This is a genomic window from Streptomyces sp. NRRL S-244, from assembly GCF_000717915.1.
GTDB lineage: Bacteria > Actinomycetota > Actinomycetes > Streptomycetales > Streptomycetaceae > Streptomyces.
On record NZ_JOCX01000005.1, the window covers coordinates 15,130 to 31,495 of the forward strand.

Annotated in this window: 11 protein-coding genes; 8 read left to right on the forward strand and 3 right to left on the reverse strand. The window is 68.5% G+C overall.

What is annotated here, in order from left to right; genetic code table 11:
• Window positions 1-50: 50 nt before the first annotated feature.
• Window positions 51-3,950, forward strand: a complete 3,900-nt coding sequence (locus tag IF02_RS0107610; protein ID WP_030154672.1) for a DNA-directed RNA polymerase subunit beta' — start codon at window positions 51-53, stop codon at window positions 3,948-3,950.
• Window positions 3,951-4,051: 101 nt separating this feature from the next.
• On the opposite strand, the gene IF02_RS0107615 is transcribed toward IF02_RS0107610, so the two are convergent.
• Window positions 4,052-6,541, reverse strand: coding sequence for a YfhO family protein (locus IF02_RS0107615; RefSeq protein WP_234318127.1), 2,490 nt, complete (start codon window positions 6,539-6,541; stop codon window positions 4,052-4,054).
• Window positions 6,542-6,948: 407 nt separating this feature from the next.
• Here IF02_RS0107615 and rpsL point away from each other — a divergent pair, with 407 nt between their 5' ends.
• The 4 genes from rpsL (at window position 6,949) to tuf (ending at window position 11,310) form a co-directional block, all read left to right on the forward strand.
• Window positions 6,949-7,320, forward strand: coding sequence for a 30S ribosomal protein S12 (gene rpsL / locus IF02_RS0107620; protein WP_007265893.1), 372 nt, complete (start codon window positions 6,949-6,951; stop codon window positions 7,318-7,320).
• A 2-nt stretch (window positions 7,321-7,322) separates the two neighbouring features.
• Entirely contained in the window at window positions 7,323-7,793 is a 471-nt protein-coding gene (gene rpsG / locus IF02_RS0107625) for a 30S ribosomal protein S7 (RefSeq protein WP_007265894.1), read from the forward strand.
• Window positions 7,794-7,832: 39 nt separating this feature from the next.
• The gene (fusA, locus tag IF02_RS0107630) at window positions 7,833-9,965 is read left to right on the forward strand and encodes an elongation factor G (RefSeq protein WP_030154676.1); all 2,133 of its coding nucleotides are present in this window, start codon (window positions 7,833-7,835) and stop codon (window positions 9,963-9,965) included.
• A 151-nt stretch (window positions 9,966-10,116) separates the two neighbouring features.
• Complete coding sequence (gene tuf, locus IF02_RS0107635) at window positions 10,117-11,310, forward strand: elongation factor Tu (RefSeq protein ID WP_030154678.1); 1,194 nt, start codon at window positions 10,117-10,119, stop codon at window positions 11,308-11,310.
• A 234-nt stretch (window positions 11,311-11,544) separates the two neighbouring features.
• Here the strand turns inward: tuf and rfbC are convergent, their stop codons facing one another.
• Together rfbC and rfbA are read right to left on the reverse strand one after the other, a co-directional pair.
• A complete protein-coding gene (rfbC, locus tag IF02_RS0107640; protein ID WP_030154679.1) occupies window positions 11,545-12,147 on the reverse strand; it encodes a dTDP-4-dehydrorhamnose 3,5-epimerase in 603 nt (200 codons plus the stop codon).
• A complete protein-coding gene (gene rfbA, locus IF02_RS0107645; protein ID WP_030154681.1) occupies window positions 12,144-13,019 on the reverse strand; it encodes a glucose-1-phosphate thymidylyltransferase RfbA in 876 nt (291 codons plus the stop codon). Before rfbA ends, rfbC begins: the two co-directional genes overlap by 4 nt.
• A gap of 83 nt (window positions 13,020-13,102) precedes the next feature.
• On the opposite strand from rfbA, the gene rfbB reads away from it, so the two are divergent.
• The 3 genes from rfbB to IF02_RS0107660 are packed head-to-tail and all read left to right on the forward strand — an operon-like array spanning window position 13,103 to window position 16,337.
• The gene (rfbB, locus tag IF02_RS0107650) at window positions 13,103-14,080 is read left to right on the forward strand and encodes a dTDP-glucose 4,6-dehydratase (RefSeq protein ID WP_030154683.1); all 978 of its coding nucleotides are present in this window, start codon (window positions 13,103-13,105) and stop codon (window positions 14,078-14,080) included.
• Entirely contained in the window at window positions 14,077-15,009 is a 933-nt protein-coding gene (gene rfbD, locus IF02_RS0107655) for a dTDP-4-dehydrorhamnose reductase (RefSeq protein WP_030154684.1), read from the forward strand. Before rfbB ends, rfbD begins: the two co-directional genes overlap by 4 nt.
• Window positions 15,006-16,337, forward strand: a complete 1,332-nt coding sequence (locus IF02_RS0107660; protein WP_199809193.1) for a lipopolysaccharide biosynthesis protein — start codon at window positions 15,006-15,008, stop codon at window positions 16,335-16,337. The genes rfbD and IF02_RS0107660 overlap by 4 nt, the downstream gene beginning before the upstream one ends.
• Window positions 16,338-16,366: the final 29 nt, after the last annotated feature.

Consider the following 16,366-nt stretch of genomic DNA (forward strand, 5'->3'; position numbering starts at 1 on the left):
CCGTTCAGACCATGATTGAGACTCGACCCCGAAAGAGGGATTGACGCACAGTGCTCGACGTCAACTTCTTCGACGAGCTGCGGATCGGCCTTGCCACCGCGGACGACATCCGAACCTGGTCGCACGGCGAGGTCAAGAAGCCGGAGACCATCAACTACCGCACCCTCAAGCCCGAGAAGGACGGACTCTTCTGCGAGAAGATCTTCGGTCCGACCCGGGACTGGGAGTGCTACTGCGGCAAGTACAAGCGTGTCCGCTTCAAGGGCATCATCTGTGAGCGCTGTGGCGTCGAGGTCACGCGCGCCAAGGTGCGTCGTGAGCGGATGGGCCACATCGAGCTTGCCGCTCCCGTCACCCACATCTGGTACTTCAAGGGCGTCCCGTCGCGCCTCGGCTACCTGCTGGACCTCGCGCCGAAGGACCTCGAGAAGGTCATCTACTTCGCCGCGTACATGATCACGTTCGTGGACGACGAGCGCCGCACCCGCGACCTCCCGTCGCTGGAGGCCCACGTCTCCGTCGAGCGCCAGCAGATCGAGAACCGCCGTGACGCGGACCTCGAAGGCCGTGCCAAGAAGCTCGAGACCGACCTGGCCGAGCTCGAGGCCGAGGGCGCGAAGGCCGACGTGCGCCGCAAGGTGCGCGAAGGCGCCGAGCGCGAGATGAAGCAGCTCCGTGATCGCGCCCAGCGCGAGATCGACCGCCTCGACGAGGTGTGGAACCGCTTCAAGAACCTCAAGGTCCAGGACCTCGAGGGCGACGAGCTGCTCTACCGCGAGCTGCGCGACCGCTTCGGTACGTACTTCGACGGTTCGATGGGTGCCGCGGCGCTGCAGAAGCGCCTGGAGTCCTTCGACCTCGAGGAGGAGGCCGAGCGCCTCCGCGAGATCATCCGTACCGGCAAGGGCCAGAAGAAGACCCGTGCGCTCAAGCGCCTCAAGGTCGTCTCCGCGTTCCTGCAGACCAGCAACAGCCCCAAGGGCATGGTGCTCGACTGCGTGCCGGTCATCCCGCCGGACCTCCGTCCGATGGTGCAGCTGGACGGTGGCCGCTTCGCGACCTCCGACCTGAACGACCTGTACCGCCGCGTGATCAACCGCAACAACCGTCTGAAGCGTCTCCTCGACCTCGGTGCCCCCGAGATCATCGTGAACAACGAGAAGCGCATGCTTCAGGAGGCCGTGGACGCCCTCTTCGACAACGGTCGTCGTGGTCGTCCGGTGACCGGTCCCGGCAACCGTCCGCTGAAGTCCCTGAGCGACATGCTCAAGGGCAAGCAGGGTCGATTCCGTCAGAACCTCCTCGGCAAGCGCGTGGACTACTCCGCGCGTTCCGTGATCGTCGTCGGTCCGCAGCTGAAGCTGCACCAGTGTGGTCTGCCCAAGGCCATGGCGCTGGAGCTCTTCAAGCCGTTCGTGATGAAGCGCCTGGTCGACCTGAACCACGCGCAGAACATCAAGTCGGCGAAGCGCATGGTCGAGCGCGGCCGCACGGTCGTGTACGACGTGCTCGAAGAGGTCATCGCCGAGCACCCGGTGCTGCTGAACCGTGCGCCCACGCTGCACCGCCTCGGCATCCAGGCCTTCGAGCCCCAGCTGGTCGAAGGCAAGGCCATCCAGATCCACCCGCTCGTCTGCACCGCGTTCAACGCGGACTTCGACGGTGACCAGATGGCCGTGCACCTGCCGCTCTCCGCGGAGGCGCAGGCCGAGGCCCGCATCCTGATGCTGTCCTCGAACAACATCCTCAAGCCGGCCGACGGCCGTCCGGTCACGATGCCGACCCAGGACATGGTCCTCGGTCTGTTCTTCCTGACCACCGACGGTGAGCTCCGTGACACCAAGGGCGAGGGCCGCGCGTTCGGCTCCACGGCCGAGGCGATCATGGCGTTCGACGCCGGCGAGCTCGCGCTGCAGTCGTCCGTCGACATCCGCTTCCCGGTGGGCACCATCCCGCCGCGTGGCTGGGTGCCGCCGGTAGCCGAGGAGGGCGAGCAGGAGTTCCAGCCGGGCGACAGCTTCCGTCTGAAGACCTCGCTGGGCCGCGCGCTCTTCAACGAGCTGCTGCCCGAGGACTACCCGTTCGTCGACTACTCGGTGGGCAAGAAGCAGCTCTCCGAGATCGTCAACGACCTGGCGGAGCGCTACCCCAAGGTCATCGTGGCGGCGACGCTCGACAACCTGAAGGCGGCCGGCTTCCACTGGGCGACCCGTTCGGGCGTCACCGTGGCCATCTCCGACGTCGTCGTGCCCGAGGCCAAGAAGGCCATCGTCGCGGGCTACGAGGCGATGGACGAGAAGGTCCAGAAGCAGTACGAGCGCGGTCTGATCACCAAGGACGAGCGCACGCAGGAGCTCATCGCGATCTGGACCAAGGCGACCAACGAGGTTGCCGAGGCGATGAACGCGAACTTCCCCAAGACGAACCCCATCTTCATGATGGTTGACTCGGGTGCCCGAGGAAACATGATGCAGATGCGACAGATCGCCGGTATGCGTGGTCTGGTGTCGAACGCGAAGAACGAGACCATCCCGCGTCCGATCAAGGCGTCCTTCCGTGAGGGCCTCACCGTTCTGGAGTACTTCATCTCCACGCACGGTGCCCGTAAGGGTCTGGCGGACACCGCCCTGCGTACCGCCGACTCGGGTTACCTGACCCGTCGTCTGGTGGACGTCTCGCAGGACGTGATCATCCGCGAGGAGGACTGCGGCACCGAGCGCGGCCTGAAGCTGAAGATCGCCGTCCGCGGCGAGGACGGCGTGCTGCGCAAGGCCGACGACGTCGAGACGTCCGTCTACGCCCGCATGCTGGCCGAGGACGTCGTCATCGACGGCAAGGTCATCGCGCCGGCCAACGTCGACCTCGGTGACGTCCTGATCGACGCCCTGGTCGCCAACGGCGTCGAGGAGGTCAAGACCCGCTCGGTCCTGACCTGTGAGTCCGCGGTCGGCACCTGTGCCTTCTGCTACGGACGCTCCCTCGCCACCGGCAAGCTGGTCGACATCGGTGAGGCGGTCGGCATCATCGCCGCCCAGTCCATCGGTGAGCCCGGTACCCAGCTGACGATGCGTACCTTCCACACCGGTGGTGTGGCCGGTGACGACATCACGCAGGGTCTGCCGCGTGTCGTCGAGCTCTTCGAGGCCCGTACCCCGAAGGGTGTCGCCCCGATCTCCGAGGCCGCCGGCCGCGTGCGGATCGAGGAGACCGAGAAGACGAAGAAGATCGTCATCACGCCCGACGACGGCAGCGACGAGACGGCCTTCCCGATCTCGAAGCGCGCCAAGGTCATCGTGCACGAGGGCGACCACGTCGAGGTGGGCCAGAAGCTCACCGCGGGTGCCACCAACCCGCACGACGTGCTGCGCATCCTCGGCCAGCGTGCCGTCCAGGTCCACCTGGTCGGCGAAGTCCAGAAGGTCTACAACTCGCAGGGCGTGTCGATCCACGACAAGCACATCGAGATCATCATCCGGCAGATGCTCCGCCGCGTGACGATCATCGAGTCCGGCGACGCGGAGCTCCTGCCGGGCGAGCTCGTCGAGCGCTCGAAGTTCGAGACCGAGAACCGTCGTGTGGTCACCGAGGGCGGTCACCCCGCCTCCGGCCGTCCGCAGCTGATGGGTATCACCAAGGCCTCGCTGGCGACGGAATCCTGGCTGTCGGCCGCCTCCTTCCAGGAGACGACCCGAGTCCTGACGGATGCGGCGATCAACGCCAAGTCCGACAGCCTCATCGGCCTCAAGGAGAACGTCATCATCGGTAAGCTCATCCCGGCCGGTACGGGCCTCGCCCGCTACCGCAACATCCGGGTCGAGCCCACCGAGGAAGCGAAGGCCGCGATGTACTCGGCCGTCGGCTACGACGACATCGACTACTCGCCCTTCGGCACCGGCTCCGGCCAGGCTGTCCCGCTGGAGGACTACGACTACGGCCCGTACAACGGCTAAAGGTTCGTAAGAAGAAGCCCCCCGCTGCTCCGAGAGGAGCGGCGGGGGGCTTCTTCGTGTTCCGGGTCCCCGGGGGATGCCCCGGGGCCGTGGGGATGCCGTCAGGCGCGCCGGCGGCGGCGCAGGCCGGCGGCCGTGACCGCGGTGAGGGTCAGGAGGGAGAGGGCGGCGGCGGCCAGGCCGGGGGTGAGGCCCTTGGGGGTGAAGGTGCAGGAGACCTTGTCGGTGCCTGCGGGGATGTCCGTGGCGACCAGCCCGTGGAAGCTCTTCGCCGGGGCCGTGCACTGCCAGCCCGGGACGTCGGTCATCGCGAAGACGGCGGTGCCCGTGGCGCCCTTCGGGAGGGTGGCCTCGATGGAGTGGCCGCCTGCGGTGACGCGGGTGGCGCCGGTGGACTTCAGGGAGGTGACCGCCGAGTCCAGGGCGGGGCGGTCCAGGCAGCCGATGGGGTGCTCGCCCGCCGTCGCGTCCTTGGTCCGCGTACGGACCGCCACCGCGACCTTGCCGTCCGCGGGGACCTCGCCCAGGCTGATCACGCCCGTCATCCGGTCTTCGAGGGGCTTGTCCGCGCCGCCGGAGGTGAGGGTGCCGTAGAGCTGCGGGGAGTACCAGTACGCCTCGGAGCCCGGGGTGCACTGGGCGGCGTACGTCTGCTCGGTGGCGGTGCCCCCGCGGGTGACCTGCGGGACCCGGTAGACGGTGGCGCCGAGGACGTTCTCCTGGCGGGCGTAGACGCTGTCCGCGGGGTTCGGGGAGGTGTAGGGCCCGGTGCGGACGGTGACCAGCGGGGGAGCGGGGAACTTCTCGTGCGTCCAGGTGTTCGGTGCGGCCCCCGGGCGGACCCGGGCGCCGATCGAGAAGACCGCGTCGAGCACGGGGTTGTCGGCGCCGAAGAAGGTGCGGCCGTCGTTCTTGAACCCGTAGCCGAGGGGCTCCAGGGCCCGGTACGTGGCCTCCGGCAGGTAGCTGCTGTAGTACTGCGGGCCCTCCGCGCGCAGGGCCAGGGCGTCGTTGTACGAGCTCTGCGGCGCGCCCGAGTCGGTCCGGTATGCGGGCCAGCCGTCCACCTGCCGGACGGCGTCGAAGTGCGCGCTGATCGAGCTGTTCGAGGTGGGGACCGGCTTCGCCCAGCGCTCGCGGCTGCGGCGGGAGTCCGCACCGGCGGCCGCCACCGTGGATTCCGCGAAGACCACGCCGACCATGAGGACGGCGGCCACCGGGATCAGGTAACGCCGCTTCTCGCCCAGCGCCAGGAGGACCAGGGCCAGGAGCGAGACGCCCCCGCCCACCAGCACCGCCGGCCAGGTCCAGCCGCCGAAGTCGTCGGTGTGGCGCAGTACGAAGGTGGCCGCCACCAGCAGGGCGGCCGTCAGCGCCAGGTGCAGCGGGCGCGGGCGGTGGGCCAGGGCCAGCCAGGCCAGGATCACCACCATGCCGCTGAAGACGAAGGCCTCGCGGTACGGGTTGCCGTTCGGCACCGCCAGCCCGTGCCATGCGTACTGGGTCGGCGGGAACTGGAACGAGGCGACGACGAGCAGCGTCGCCGCCGCCCACACCAGGCGGGTCCGGCGGGCGATGGCGGCGTTGAAGAGGAAGGATCCGGCGAGGATCAGGCCGAGGGAGGCCACGTACAGCCGCGGCCGGCCTCCCCACAGGTGCGTGGCCGGGAGCATCCCGGCCAGGAAGATCTCGATCCGTACGGGCTCGAAGGCCCCGGCCTGGGTGGGCTGGGCGGAGCCGCTGGAGAGGAACGACGGAAGCAGGAGCGGGAGGGTCAGCAGGATGCCCGTCCCGGCGGCCGTGGAGGCCCGCCACAGGGCGCGCAGCCGCTGCCGGCCGGTCATGTCCCGGGTGATCAGTCGGATGGCGAGCAGCACGCAGGCGGCCATCGTGGCCATCATCGCGGTGTAGAAGTTGCCGAACCAGGCGAGCGCGACGAACAGCGCCGCCCCCGGCCAGCGGCGCTCCTCCAGGCACCACTCGACCGCGATGCCGAGCAGGGGGAGCGCGACCAGGCCCCACAGCCACATCGGGATGTACGAGGCGTCGCTGAGCGCCCAGCCGCAGAGCCCGTAGCAGGCGCCGAGGACCCCGCGCTGCCACCACGGGCCGGTGTGCAGCTTGCCGAGGTAGACGGTCATGACGGCGGCGGCGGTGCCCATCGTGATCGGGGTGATCGCGAAGACGGCGAGGTCGACGTGGGCGCGCGGGACCAGGACCGCCAGCCAGGAGAACGGGTTGCCGAGGTACGTGTAGTAGTCGGACAGGAACTGCTGGCCGAAGCCGCCGCGCCAGGTGAAGAGCACGTCGCCGGCGGCCTGCCCGTGGACCAGGTCCCACAGCGCGCGGTGGAACGGCACGTACTGGTTGGCCTGGTCGTTGAGGGCCCGGCCGGTGTTGCCGAAGGGGAAGGTGCCGCGGGCGACCCAGGCCGAGCAGAACGCGGCCGAGGTGATCAGGAACGCCAGCAGGGGCCCGTACGGGCGGGCGCGCAGGCGGTCGGGCAGGCGGCCGAGCCACGTCTGCCGGCGGCGGGGCGACGGGAGGACCGGACGGTCCGTCGCCGTCGTCTCCGAGGTGACCGTCCGCAATGTCCCGCTCCCTGAATGCTCGTGGATGCCCGTGCCGGGCAGTTTAGTTCTCGGGGACGGTCGCCCCGTCCGCCTCCGCCTAGCACGCCTTTACCACATGCGCGAGTCGGCAGAGCCACACAGGGGCCTCGCCCAAGCGGCACATGACCGGCGGCGATGTCCCGGTTGTCCCGCGCGGGCTTTTGTTTTGACCGGATGGGATGCGGTAGGTACGCTCAGACCTTGTGCCTGGGGTGTGCCTGGGCTCCTGTGCGTGTCCATCAACCGCATGAGAGCCGGATCAGCCACCGCGATCCATGCGTTTCCGTGCTTGCGCGGAGCTCCGCCGGATCCGACACACCCGACCGCGTGGGTCGGCAAAGTTCCAGGTTAGCTTCACTACACGGCACACAGAAACCGGAGAAGTAGTGCCTACGATCCAGCAGCTGGTCCGTAAGGGCCGGCAGGACAAGGTCGAGAAGACGAAGACGCCCGCGCTTGAGGCTTCGCCCCAGCGCCGTGGCGTCTGCACGCGTGTGTTCACGACCACCCCGAAGAAGCCGAACTCGGCGCTCCGTAAGGTCGCGCGTGTGCGTCTGACCTCCGGCATCGAGGTCACCGCTTACATTCCGGGTGAGGGACACAACCTGCAGGAGCACTCGATCGTGCTCGTGCGTGGTGGCCGTGTGAAGGACCTGCCGGGTGTTCGTTACAAGATCATCCGCGGTGCGCTTGACACCCAGGCTGTCAAGAACCGCAAGCAGGCCCGCAGCCGCTACGGCGCCAAGAAGGAGAAGTAAGAATGCCTCGTAAGGGCCCCGCCCCGAAGCGCCCGGTCATCATCGACCCGGTCTACGCATCTCCTCTGGTGACGTCGCTCATCAACAAGATCCTCCTGAACGGCAAGCGCTCCACCGCCGAGCGCATCGTTTACGGCGCCATGGAAGGCCTCCGCGAGAAGACCGGCAACGACCCGGTCATCACGCTGAAGCGCGCGCTGGAGAACGTCAAGCCGTCCCTCGAGGTCAAGTCCCGCCGTGTCGGTGGCGCGACCTACCAGGTTCCCGTCGAGGTCAAGCCGGGTCGCCAGTCGACCCTGGCTCTCCGCTGGCTCGTGGGTTACTCCCGCGCCCGCCGCGAGAAGACCATGACCGAGCGCCTGATGAACGAGCTTCTCGACGCCTCGAACGGCCTCGGTGCGGCCGTCAAGAAGCGCGAGGACACGCACAAGATGGCCGAGTCCAACAAGGCCTTCGCGCACTACCGCTGGTAGTCCCAACCCACATCGAGACCGAGAGAAGACTGAGCCGATATGGCTACCACTTCGCTTGACCTGGCCAAGGTGCGCAACATCGGCATCATGGCTCACATCGACGCGGGCAAGACGACCACCACCGAGCGCATCCTGTTCTACACCGGTGTGTCTTACAAGATCGGTGAAGTCCACGACGGCGCTGCCACGATGGACTGGATGGAGCAGGAGCAGGAGCGCGGCATCACGATCACGTCCGCCGCGACGACCTGCCACTGGCCGCTCGAGGACGTCGACCACACCATCAACATCATCGACACCCCGGGTCACGTTGACTTCACCGTCGAGGTGGAGCGTTCGCTCCGCGTCCTCGACGGCGCCGTCACCGTGTTCGACGGTGTCGCCGGTGTGGAGCCGCAGTCCGAGACCGTTTGGCGTCAGGCGGACCGCTACGGCGTGCCGCGTATCTGCTTCGTCAACAAGCTCGACCGTACCGGCGCCGAGTTCCACCGCTGCGTCGACATGATCAAGGACCGCCTCGGTGCGGTTCCGATCGTCATGCAGCTCCCCATCGGTGCCGAGGCCGACTTCCAGGGTGTCGTCGACCTCGTCACGATGAAGGCGTTCGTCTGGTCCGCCGAGGCGACCAAGGGCGAGATGTACGACATCGTCGACATCCCGGCCACGCACACCGAGGCCGCTGAAGAGTGGCGCGGCAAGCTGGTCGAGACCGTCGCCGAGAACGACGACGAGATCATGGAGCTGTTCCTGGAGGGCAACGAGCCCTCCGTCGAGCAGCTGCACGCCGCCGTCCGTCGCATCATCCTCGGCTCCGGCAAGGGCAAGGGCGAGCCCACGATCACCGCGGTGTTCTGTGGCACGGCGTTCAAGAACAAGGGCGTTCAGCCCCTGCTCGACGCCGTCGTCCGCTACCTGCCGTCGCCGCTGGACATCGAGGCCATCGAGGGCCACGACGTCCGCGACGCCGAGGTGGTCGTGAAGCGCAAGCCGTCCGACGAGGAGCCCCTCGCCGCGCTCGCGTTCAAGATCATGAGCGACCCGCACCTCGGCAAGCTCACCTTCGTCCGGGTTTACTCGGGCCGCCTGGAGGCCGGCACCTCGGTGCTGAACTCCGTCAAGGGCAAGAAGGAGCGCATCGGCAAGATCTACCGCATGCACGCCAACAAGCGTGAAGAGATCGACGCGGTGGGCGCCGGTGACATCGTCGCCGTCATGGGCCTGAAGCAGACCACCACCGGTGAGACGCTGTGTGACGACAAGCAGCCCGTGATCCTGGAGTCCATGGACTTCCCGGCTCCGGTCATCCAGGTCGCCATCGAGCCCAAGTCCAAGGGTGACCAGGAGAAGCTGGGTGTCGCCATCCAGCGCCTGGCGGAGGAGGACCCCTCCTTCCACGTTCACTCGGACGAGGAGACGGGCCAGACCATCCTCGGCGGTATGGGCGAGCTGCACCTCGAGGTGCTGGTCGACCGTATGAAGCGCGAGTTCAAGGTCGAGGCCAACGTCGGCAAGCCGCAGGTCGCGTACCGTGAGACGATCCGCGGGACCGTCGAGCGTCACGACTACACCCACAAGAAGCAGACCGGTGGTACCGGTCAGTTCGCCAAGGTGCAGATCGCGATCGAGCCGATCACGGACGCCGATGGTCCGGCGTACGAGTTCGTGAACAAGGTCACCGGTGGCCGCGTGCCGAAGGAGTACATCCCTTCGGTCGACGCCGGTGCGCAGGAGGCCATGCAGTTCGGCATCCTGGCCGGCTACGAGATGACGGGCGTCCGCGTCACGCTTCTCGACGGTGGCTACCACGAGGTCGACTCCTCCGAGCTCGCGTTCAAGATCGCCGGTTCGCAGGCCTTCAAGGAGGCCGCGCGCAAGGCGTCCCCCGTGCTCATGGAGCCGATGATGGCCGTAGAGGTCACCACGCCCGAGGACTACATGGGTGACGTCATCGGCGACATCAACTCCCGCCGTGGCCAGATCCAGGCCATGGAGGAGCGTCACGGCGCTCGCGTCGTGAAGGGCCTCGTGCCGCTTTCGGAGATGTTCGGCTACGTCGGCGACCTCCGCAGCAAGACCTCGGGTCGCGCCAGCTACTCGATGCAGTTCGACTCCTACGCCGAGGTTCCCCGGAACGTCGCCGAGGAGATCATCGCGAAGGCCAAGGGCGAGTAACTCTTCCGAGTACACGCTTTAGGCTTGTCACCGGCAGCCTCTGGGGCAACAGGAGCCACTCCCGTTGCCCCGGGGACCGGCCGGCTTTCCAGCAAAGATCACCTGGCGCCGATCTGTAAGGCGTACAGAACCACTCTCCAGGAGGACCCCCGTGGCGAAGGCGAAGTTCGAGCGGACTAAGCCGCACGTCAACATCGGCACCATCGGTCACATTGACCACGGTAAGACGACCCTCACGGCCGCCATTACCAAGGTGCTGCACGACGCGTACCCGGACCTGAACGAGGCCTCGGCCTTCGACCAGATCGACAAGGCTCCTGAGGAGCGCCAGCGCGGTATCACCATCTCCATCGCGCACGTCGAGTACCAGACCGAGGCGCGTCACTACGCCCACGTCGACTGCCCGGGTCACGCGGACTACATCAAGAACATGATCACCGGTGCCGCGCAGATGGACGGCGCGATCCTCGTGGTCGCCGCCACCGACGGCCCGATGCCGCAGACCAAGGAGCACGTGCTCCTGGCCCGCCAGGTCGGCGTCCCCTACATCGTCGTCGCCCTGAACAAGGCCGACATGGTGGACGACGAGGAGATCCTGGAGCTCGTCGAGCTCGAGGTCCGTGAGCTGCTCTCCGAGTACGAGTTCCCGGGCGACGACCTGCCGGTCGTCCGCGTCTCCGCGCTGAAGGCCCTTGAGGGCGACAAGGAGTGGGGCGAGAAGCTCCTCGGCCTCATGTCCGCCGTCGACGAGGCCATCCCGACCCCGCCGCGTGACACCGAGAAGCCGTTCCTCATGCCCGTCGAGGACGTCTTCACGATCACCGGTCGCGGTACGGTCGTCACCGGCCGTATCGAGCGTGGTGTCCTGAAGGTCAACGAGACCGTCGACATCATCGGCATCAAGACCGAGAAGACCACCACCACGGTCACCGGTATCGAGATGTTCCGCAAGCTCCTCGACGAGGGCCAGGCGGGCGAGAACGTCGGTCTGCTCCTCCGTGGCATCAAGCGCGAGGACGTCGAGCGCGGCCAGGTCATCATCAAGCCCGGTTCGGTCACGCCGCACACCGAGTTCGAGGCCCAGGCCTACATCCTGTCGAAGGACGAGGGTGGCCGTCACACCCCGTTCTTCAACAACTACCGCCCGCAGTTCTACTTCCGTACCACGGACGTCACGGGTGTCGTCACCCTGCCGGCCGGCACGGAGATGGTCATGCCGGGCGACAACACCGAGATGTCGGTCGCGCTGATCCAGCCGGTCGCCATGGAGGAGGGCCTGAAGTTCGCCATCCGTGAGGGTGGTCGTACGGTCGGCGCCGGCCAGGTCATCAAGATCACGAAGTAATTCGTGCTCTGACCTGGTAGCTCGCGCGAGCGGGCACCATGTTTGACAGAAGGGCCCCTTCCCCACCGCCTCGGCGGCGGGGGAGGGGCCCTTCGTCGTACGGTCCGTACGGGTCACGGGTCACGGGTCACGGGGCACGGCATACGGCTCACCGCTCACCGCTCACGGCCTACGGAAGAGGGCCGCACCCCCGATCACGGGGTGCGGCCCTCTCTCGTGCCCTGCGGGGAGCCGTCAGCCGGTCACGCGCAGGGACTCGGTGAACTCCTTGCAGACGGCGTAGTCCGGCAGCAGGCCCGACTCGATCGCCTCGGCCAGCGTCGGCGCGGCCTCGTCGCGGGCGGACAGCAGCGGCACGTCGGCCGGCCACTCGATGCCCAGGTCGACGTCGAGCGGGTGAACCGAGTGCTCGCCGGTCGGGTTGTACGTCTCCGAGCACAGGTACGAAAGCGTGGCGTCGTCGCTCAGCGCGCAGAACCCGTGGCCCAGGCCCTCCGGGATGTAGACCGCACGGCGGTCCACGTCGTCCAGGCGGACACCCTCCCAGCGGCCGAAGGTCGGGGAGCCGACCCGCAGGTCCACGATGACGTCGAGGACGGCGCCGCGTACGCAGGTCACGTACTTGGCCTGGCCGCGCGGCACGTCGGCGAAGTGGATGCCGCGGACCACGCCGCGCGAGGACACCGAGAGGTTCGCCTGCGCCAGGTTCAGCGGGTGGCCGACGACCTCGGACAGCTTGTCGAAGCGGTACCACTCGGTGAACAGGCCGCGCGGGTCGCCGTGCAGCTGCGGGGTGATCTCGTAGGCGCCCTCTATCGAGAGCTGGCGGAACTTCACCGGGAGGACTCCTCTTCGAGCAGGCCGATCAGGTAGTCGCCGTAACCGCTCTTGAGCAGCGGCTGGGCCAGTTCGCGCAGCTGCGCGGAGTCGATCAGGCCGGCCCGCCAGGCCGCCTCCTCGATGCAGCCGATCTTGAAGCCCTGGCGCTCCTCGATCACGCGGACGAACTCCGAGGCCTGGACCATGGAGACGAAGGTCCCGGTGTCCAGCCAGGCGGTGCCGCGGTCGAGGATGGTGACATTCAGCTCACCGGCCTGGAGGTACGCGTCGTTGACCGCGGTGATCTCCAGTTCGCCGCGCGCGCTGGGCTTCAGGTTGCGGGCTATCTCGACGACGCGGTTGTCGTAGAAGTACAGACCCGGCACCGCGTAGCGGGACTTGGGCTTGACCGGCTTCTCCTCGATGGAGATGGCCTGGCCGTTCTCGTCGAACTCGACCACGCCGTACGCGGTCGGGTCGGCCACCGGGTAGGCGAAGACCCGGCCGCCCCGGGAGTCGGTGTGCTCCGCCAGGCGCGTGCCGAGGCCGCTGCCGTGGAAGATGTTGTCGCCGAGGATCAGGGCGACGGACTCGTCGCCGATGAAGTCGGCGCCGAGCACGAACGCCTGGGCGATGCCCTCGGGGCGCTCCTGGACCGCGTACTCCAGCCGGATGCCGAACTGGGAGCCGTCGCCGAGCAGTCGCTCGAACTGCGCACGGTCCTCCGGTGTGGTGATGACGAGAATCTCGCTGATTCCGGCCATGACCAGGGTGGAGAGCGGGTAGTAGATCATCGGCTTGTCGAAGACGGGGAGCAGCTGCTTCGAGACTGCCCGGGTCAGCGGCCAGAGTCGGGATCCGGTGCCACCGGCCAAGAGAATTCCACGCATGGGCACAACCCTATGCGAGAGCGCCGGTGGTGCAGCGGTGCGGGCCCGGTGGGTGGTGTACGAGCGGCTAGACTCTTCGTATTATGCGCATCCTCGTGACCGGCGGCGCCGGCTTCATCGGTTCAGAGTTCGTCCGCCAGCAGCTCGGTGCGGACGCATCGGCCCAGATCACGGTCTTCGACAAGCTGACCTACTCGGGCGTCGAGGCCAACCTCGCCCCGGTCGCCGACCACCCCGGTTACAAGTTCGTCAAGGGCGACATCTGCGACGCCGAGGCCGTCGACCAGGTGATGCCCGGGCACGACGTGGTGGTGCACTTCGCCGCCGAGTCCCACGTGGACCGCTCGATCGCCGGTGCCGGCCCGTTCGTGATGACCAACGTCGTGGGCACCCAGGTGCTGCTGGACGCCGCCCGCAAGCACGGCGTCGGCCGCTTCGTCCACATCTCCACCGACGAGGTGTACGGCTCGATCAGCGAGGGCTCCTGGACCGAGGAGTGGCCGCTGGTGCCGAACTCCCCGTACTCCGCCTCCAAGGCCTCGTCCGACCTGCTGGCCCTGGCCTACGCCCGGACGCACGGCATGGACGTCGTCGTCACGCGCTGCTCCAACAACTACGGGCACTACCAGTTCCCGGAGAAGGTCATCCCGCTGTTCGTCTCGAACCTGATGGACGGCAAGAAGGTCCCGCTGTACGGCAACGGCGGCAACGTGCGCGACTGGCTGCACGTATCCGACCACTGCCGCGGCATCGACCTGGCCATGCGCAAGGGCCGGGCCGGCGAGGTCTACAACATCGGCGGCGGCACCGAGCTCACCAACAAGGAGCTCACCGGCGTGCTGCTCGAAGCGGCCGGGCTGGGCTGGGACATGGTCGAGCAGGTCGAGGACCGCAAGGGCCACGACCTCCGCTACTCCATCGACATCAGCAAGATCGGCGCGGAGCTCGGCTACGCCCCGCAGGTCACCTTCGAGGACGGCATCAAGGCCACCATCGAGTGGTACCGCGAGAACCGTGCCTGGTGGGAGCCGCTGAAGGCGAAGGCGGCCCTGCAGAAGTGAAGACCAATCCGCGAGCCGGGCGCTGGCTCGTCACCGGCGCGGCCGGGATGCTCGGCCAGGACGTCCTGACCGTCCTGAAGGCCTCCGGGATCGAGGCCGTGGGCCTGCGCCGCGCCGACCTCGACATCACCGACCCGGCCGCCGTCCGCGCGGCGATCGAGGGTGCCACCGTGGTCGTGAACTGCGCGGCCTGGACGGACGTGGACGGTGCGGAGACGGCCGAGGAGGCCGCCACCGCCGTCAACGGCACGGGCGTACGCGTCCTCGCCGAGGCCTGCGCCGCCGCGCATGTGCGCCTGCTGCACGTCTCCACCGACTACGTGCTCCCCGGCGACGCCGCCGAGCCGTACCGCGAGGACGCCGAGACCGGCCCGCTCAACGCGTACGGGCGCTCCAAGCTGCTCGGCGAGCAGGCCGTCGCCGAACTGCTGCCGCAGGACGGCTACATCGTCCGGACCGCCTGGCTGTACGGCGAGCACGGGCCGAACTTCGTCGCCACCATGCTCAAGCTGGCCGCCCAGCGCGACACCCTCGACGTCGTCGACGACCAGCACGGCCAGCCCACCTGGTCCTACGCGCTGGCCCGCCACCTGGTCGAGCTCGGCCTGGCCGCGCTGAAGGGCCACGCCATGGGCGGGGTCTACCACGGCACCGCGAGCGGCCGGACCACCTGGATGGGGCTGGCCCGCGAGACGTACCGGCTGAGCGGGCTCGACCCGGAGCGGATCCGGCCGACCACCTCCGCCGCGTTCGTCCGCCCGGCCGCCCGCCCCGCGTTCAGCGTGCTCGCGCACGAGCGCTGGGACGAGGCGGGTCTCGCACCGCTCGCCGACTGGCGCGAGCAGCTCGCCGAGGCGCTGGCCGCCCCCGCGTTCACCGCGCTGGCCGACGCCGCCAGGAACCGCGGTACGGACGGCAGTACGGGATGAAGTCCCTGCTGAGCAGGCTCACCGCGGCGCTGCCGCCGGGCACCGTTGCGGTGGCCGGCGGCACTGTCGTGCTCGGTGCGGCCTCGTACGTCCACCTGGGCGTGGCCGGCCACAGCCTGTCCACGGACGCCATGGCGAACGTCTCGGTGCTGTGGACGATCGTCATGGCGCTCGGCCTCGGCATCTTCTTCCCCATCGAGCAGGAGCTCACCCGGATCGTCGCCGCCCGCGTGGTGCACGGCCAGGGCGCGGCTCCCGTGCTGCGCCGGGCCACGCTGCTGACCTCCGCCATCCTCGGCGCGACCCTGCTCGTCCTCGCCCTCGGCGCCGGCCCGATCGCGGAGCTGCTGTTCCGCGGCGACCGCGGCCTGGTGGCGGCCCTCGGCGGGGCGTTCACCGGCATGGCCGTCTGCTACCTGACCCGCGGAGTCCTGGCCGGCCTCGGCCGGTTCGGCGCGTACGGGACGCAGCTGGCCGTCGACGGCGGGCTGCGCATCGCCCTCGCGTTCGGCTGCGCGGTGGCCGGGCTGCACTCGGCGCTCGCCTTCAGCCTGGTCCTGGCCGTCGCACCGATCGCCGCGACGCTGGTCACCCTGCCGACGCTGCTGCGTGCCGTGGAGCCCGGCGAGGAGATCGCCTGGCGCGAACTGACCGCCGGGCTCGGCCTGCTGATCTGCTCGACCCTGCTGTCCCAGGTCGTCGTCAACGCCGCGGTGATGAGCACCAAGCTGCTCGCCCCCACCGACAGCGTGCTGATCGCGGCGCTGCTGAACGCGCTGGTCCTGGCCCGGGTGCCGCTGTTCGTCTTCGGCTCGCTCCAGGCCTCGCTGCTCGGCGGGCTCACCGCCGCCTACACCGCCGGCGACCGGGCGGCGTTCTCCGCGATGCTGCGCCGGATCGGCGTGGTCGTCGGGCTGCTGGGGCTGCTCGGCGGCGTGCCCGCGACCGTGCTCGGCCCGTGGCTGATCAAGGTGCTGTTCGACGCCGGACCCGTACTGGGCCGTCTCGACTTCTTCCTTTTGTCCGCAGGCACCGTGGCGTACATGTTCGCGATGGTCCTCGGCCAGGCGCTGATGGTATTCAAGCGGCACAACCTGCAACTGCTCTGCTGGGCCGCCGGCACCGTCGTCCTGATCGGTGTCACCTTCGCACCGGGCGAAGTGGCCCTGCGCGTCATCCTGGCCTACGCCCTCGGCTCCCTCGCCACCGTGCTCGGTATGCTGGCGGTGCTGAGGCTGAGGTTCCCCGGAGCGGATCCGGGCGCGACCGAAGGACCCGGGCACAAGGTCGCCGCAAGCCCACTGGGCGCCGGAGCGGTCGGGGAGTGACCATGCCGGCTTCCGACGTCCCACCGATC

Bases quoted from the DNA above. Each gene is read 5' to 3' on its own strand.
- rpsG (WP_007265894.1), top strand. From the start codon at position 7,323: ATGCCTCGTAAGGGCCCCGCCCCGAAGCGCCCGGTCATCATCGACCCG.
- fusA (WP_030154676.1), top strand. From the start codon at position 7,833: ATGGCTACCACTTCGCTTGACCTGGCCAAGGTGCGCAACATCGGCATC.
- rfbA (WP_030154681.1), bottom strand. From the start codon at position 13,019: ATGCGTGGAATTCTCTTGGCCGGTGGCACCGGATCCCGACTCTGGCCG.
- rfbB (WP_030154683.1), top strand. From the start codon at position 13,103: ATGCGCATCCTCGTGACCGGCGGCGCCGGCTTCATCGGTTCAGAGTTC.
- IF02_RS0107660 (WP_199809193.1), top strand. From the start codon at position 15,006: ATGAAGTCCCTGCTGAGCAGGCTCACCGCGGCGCTGCCGCCGGGCACC.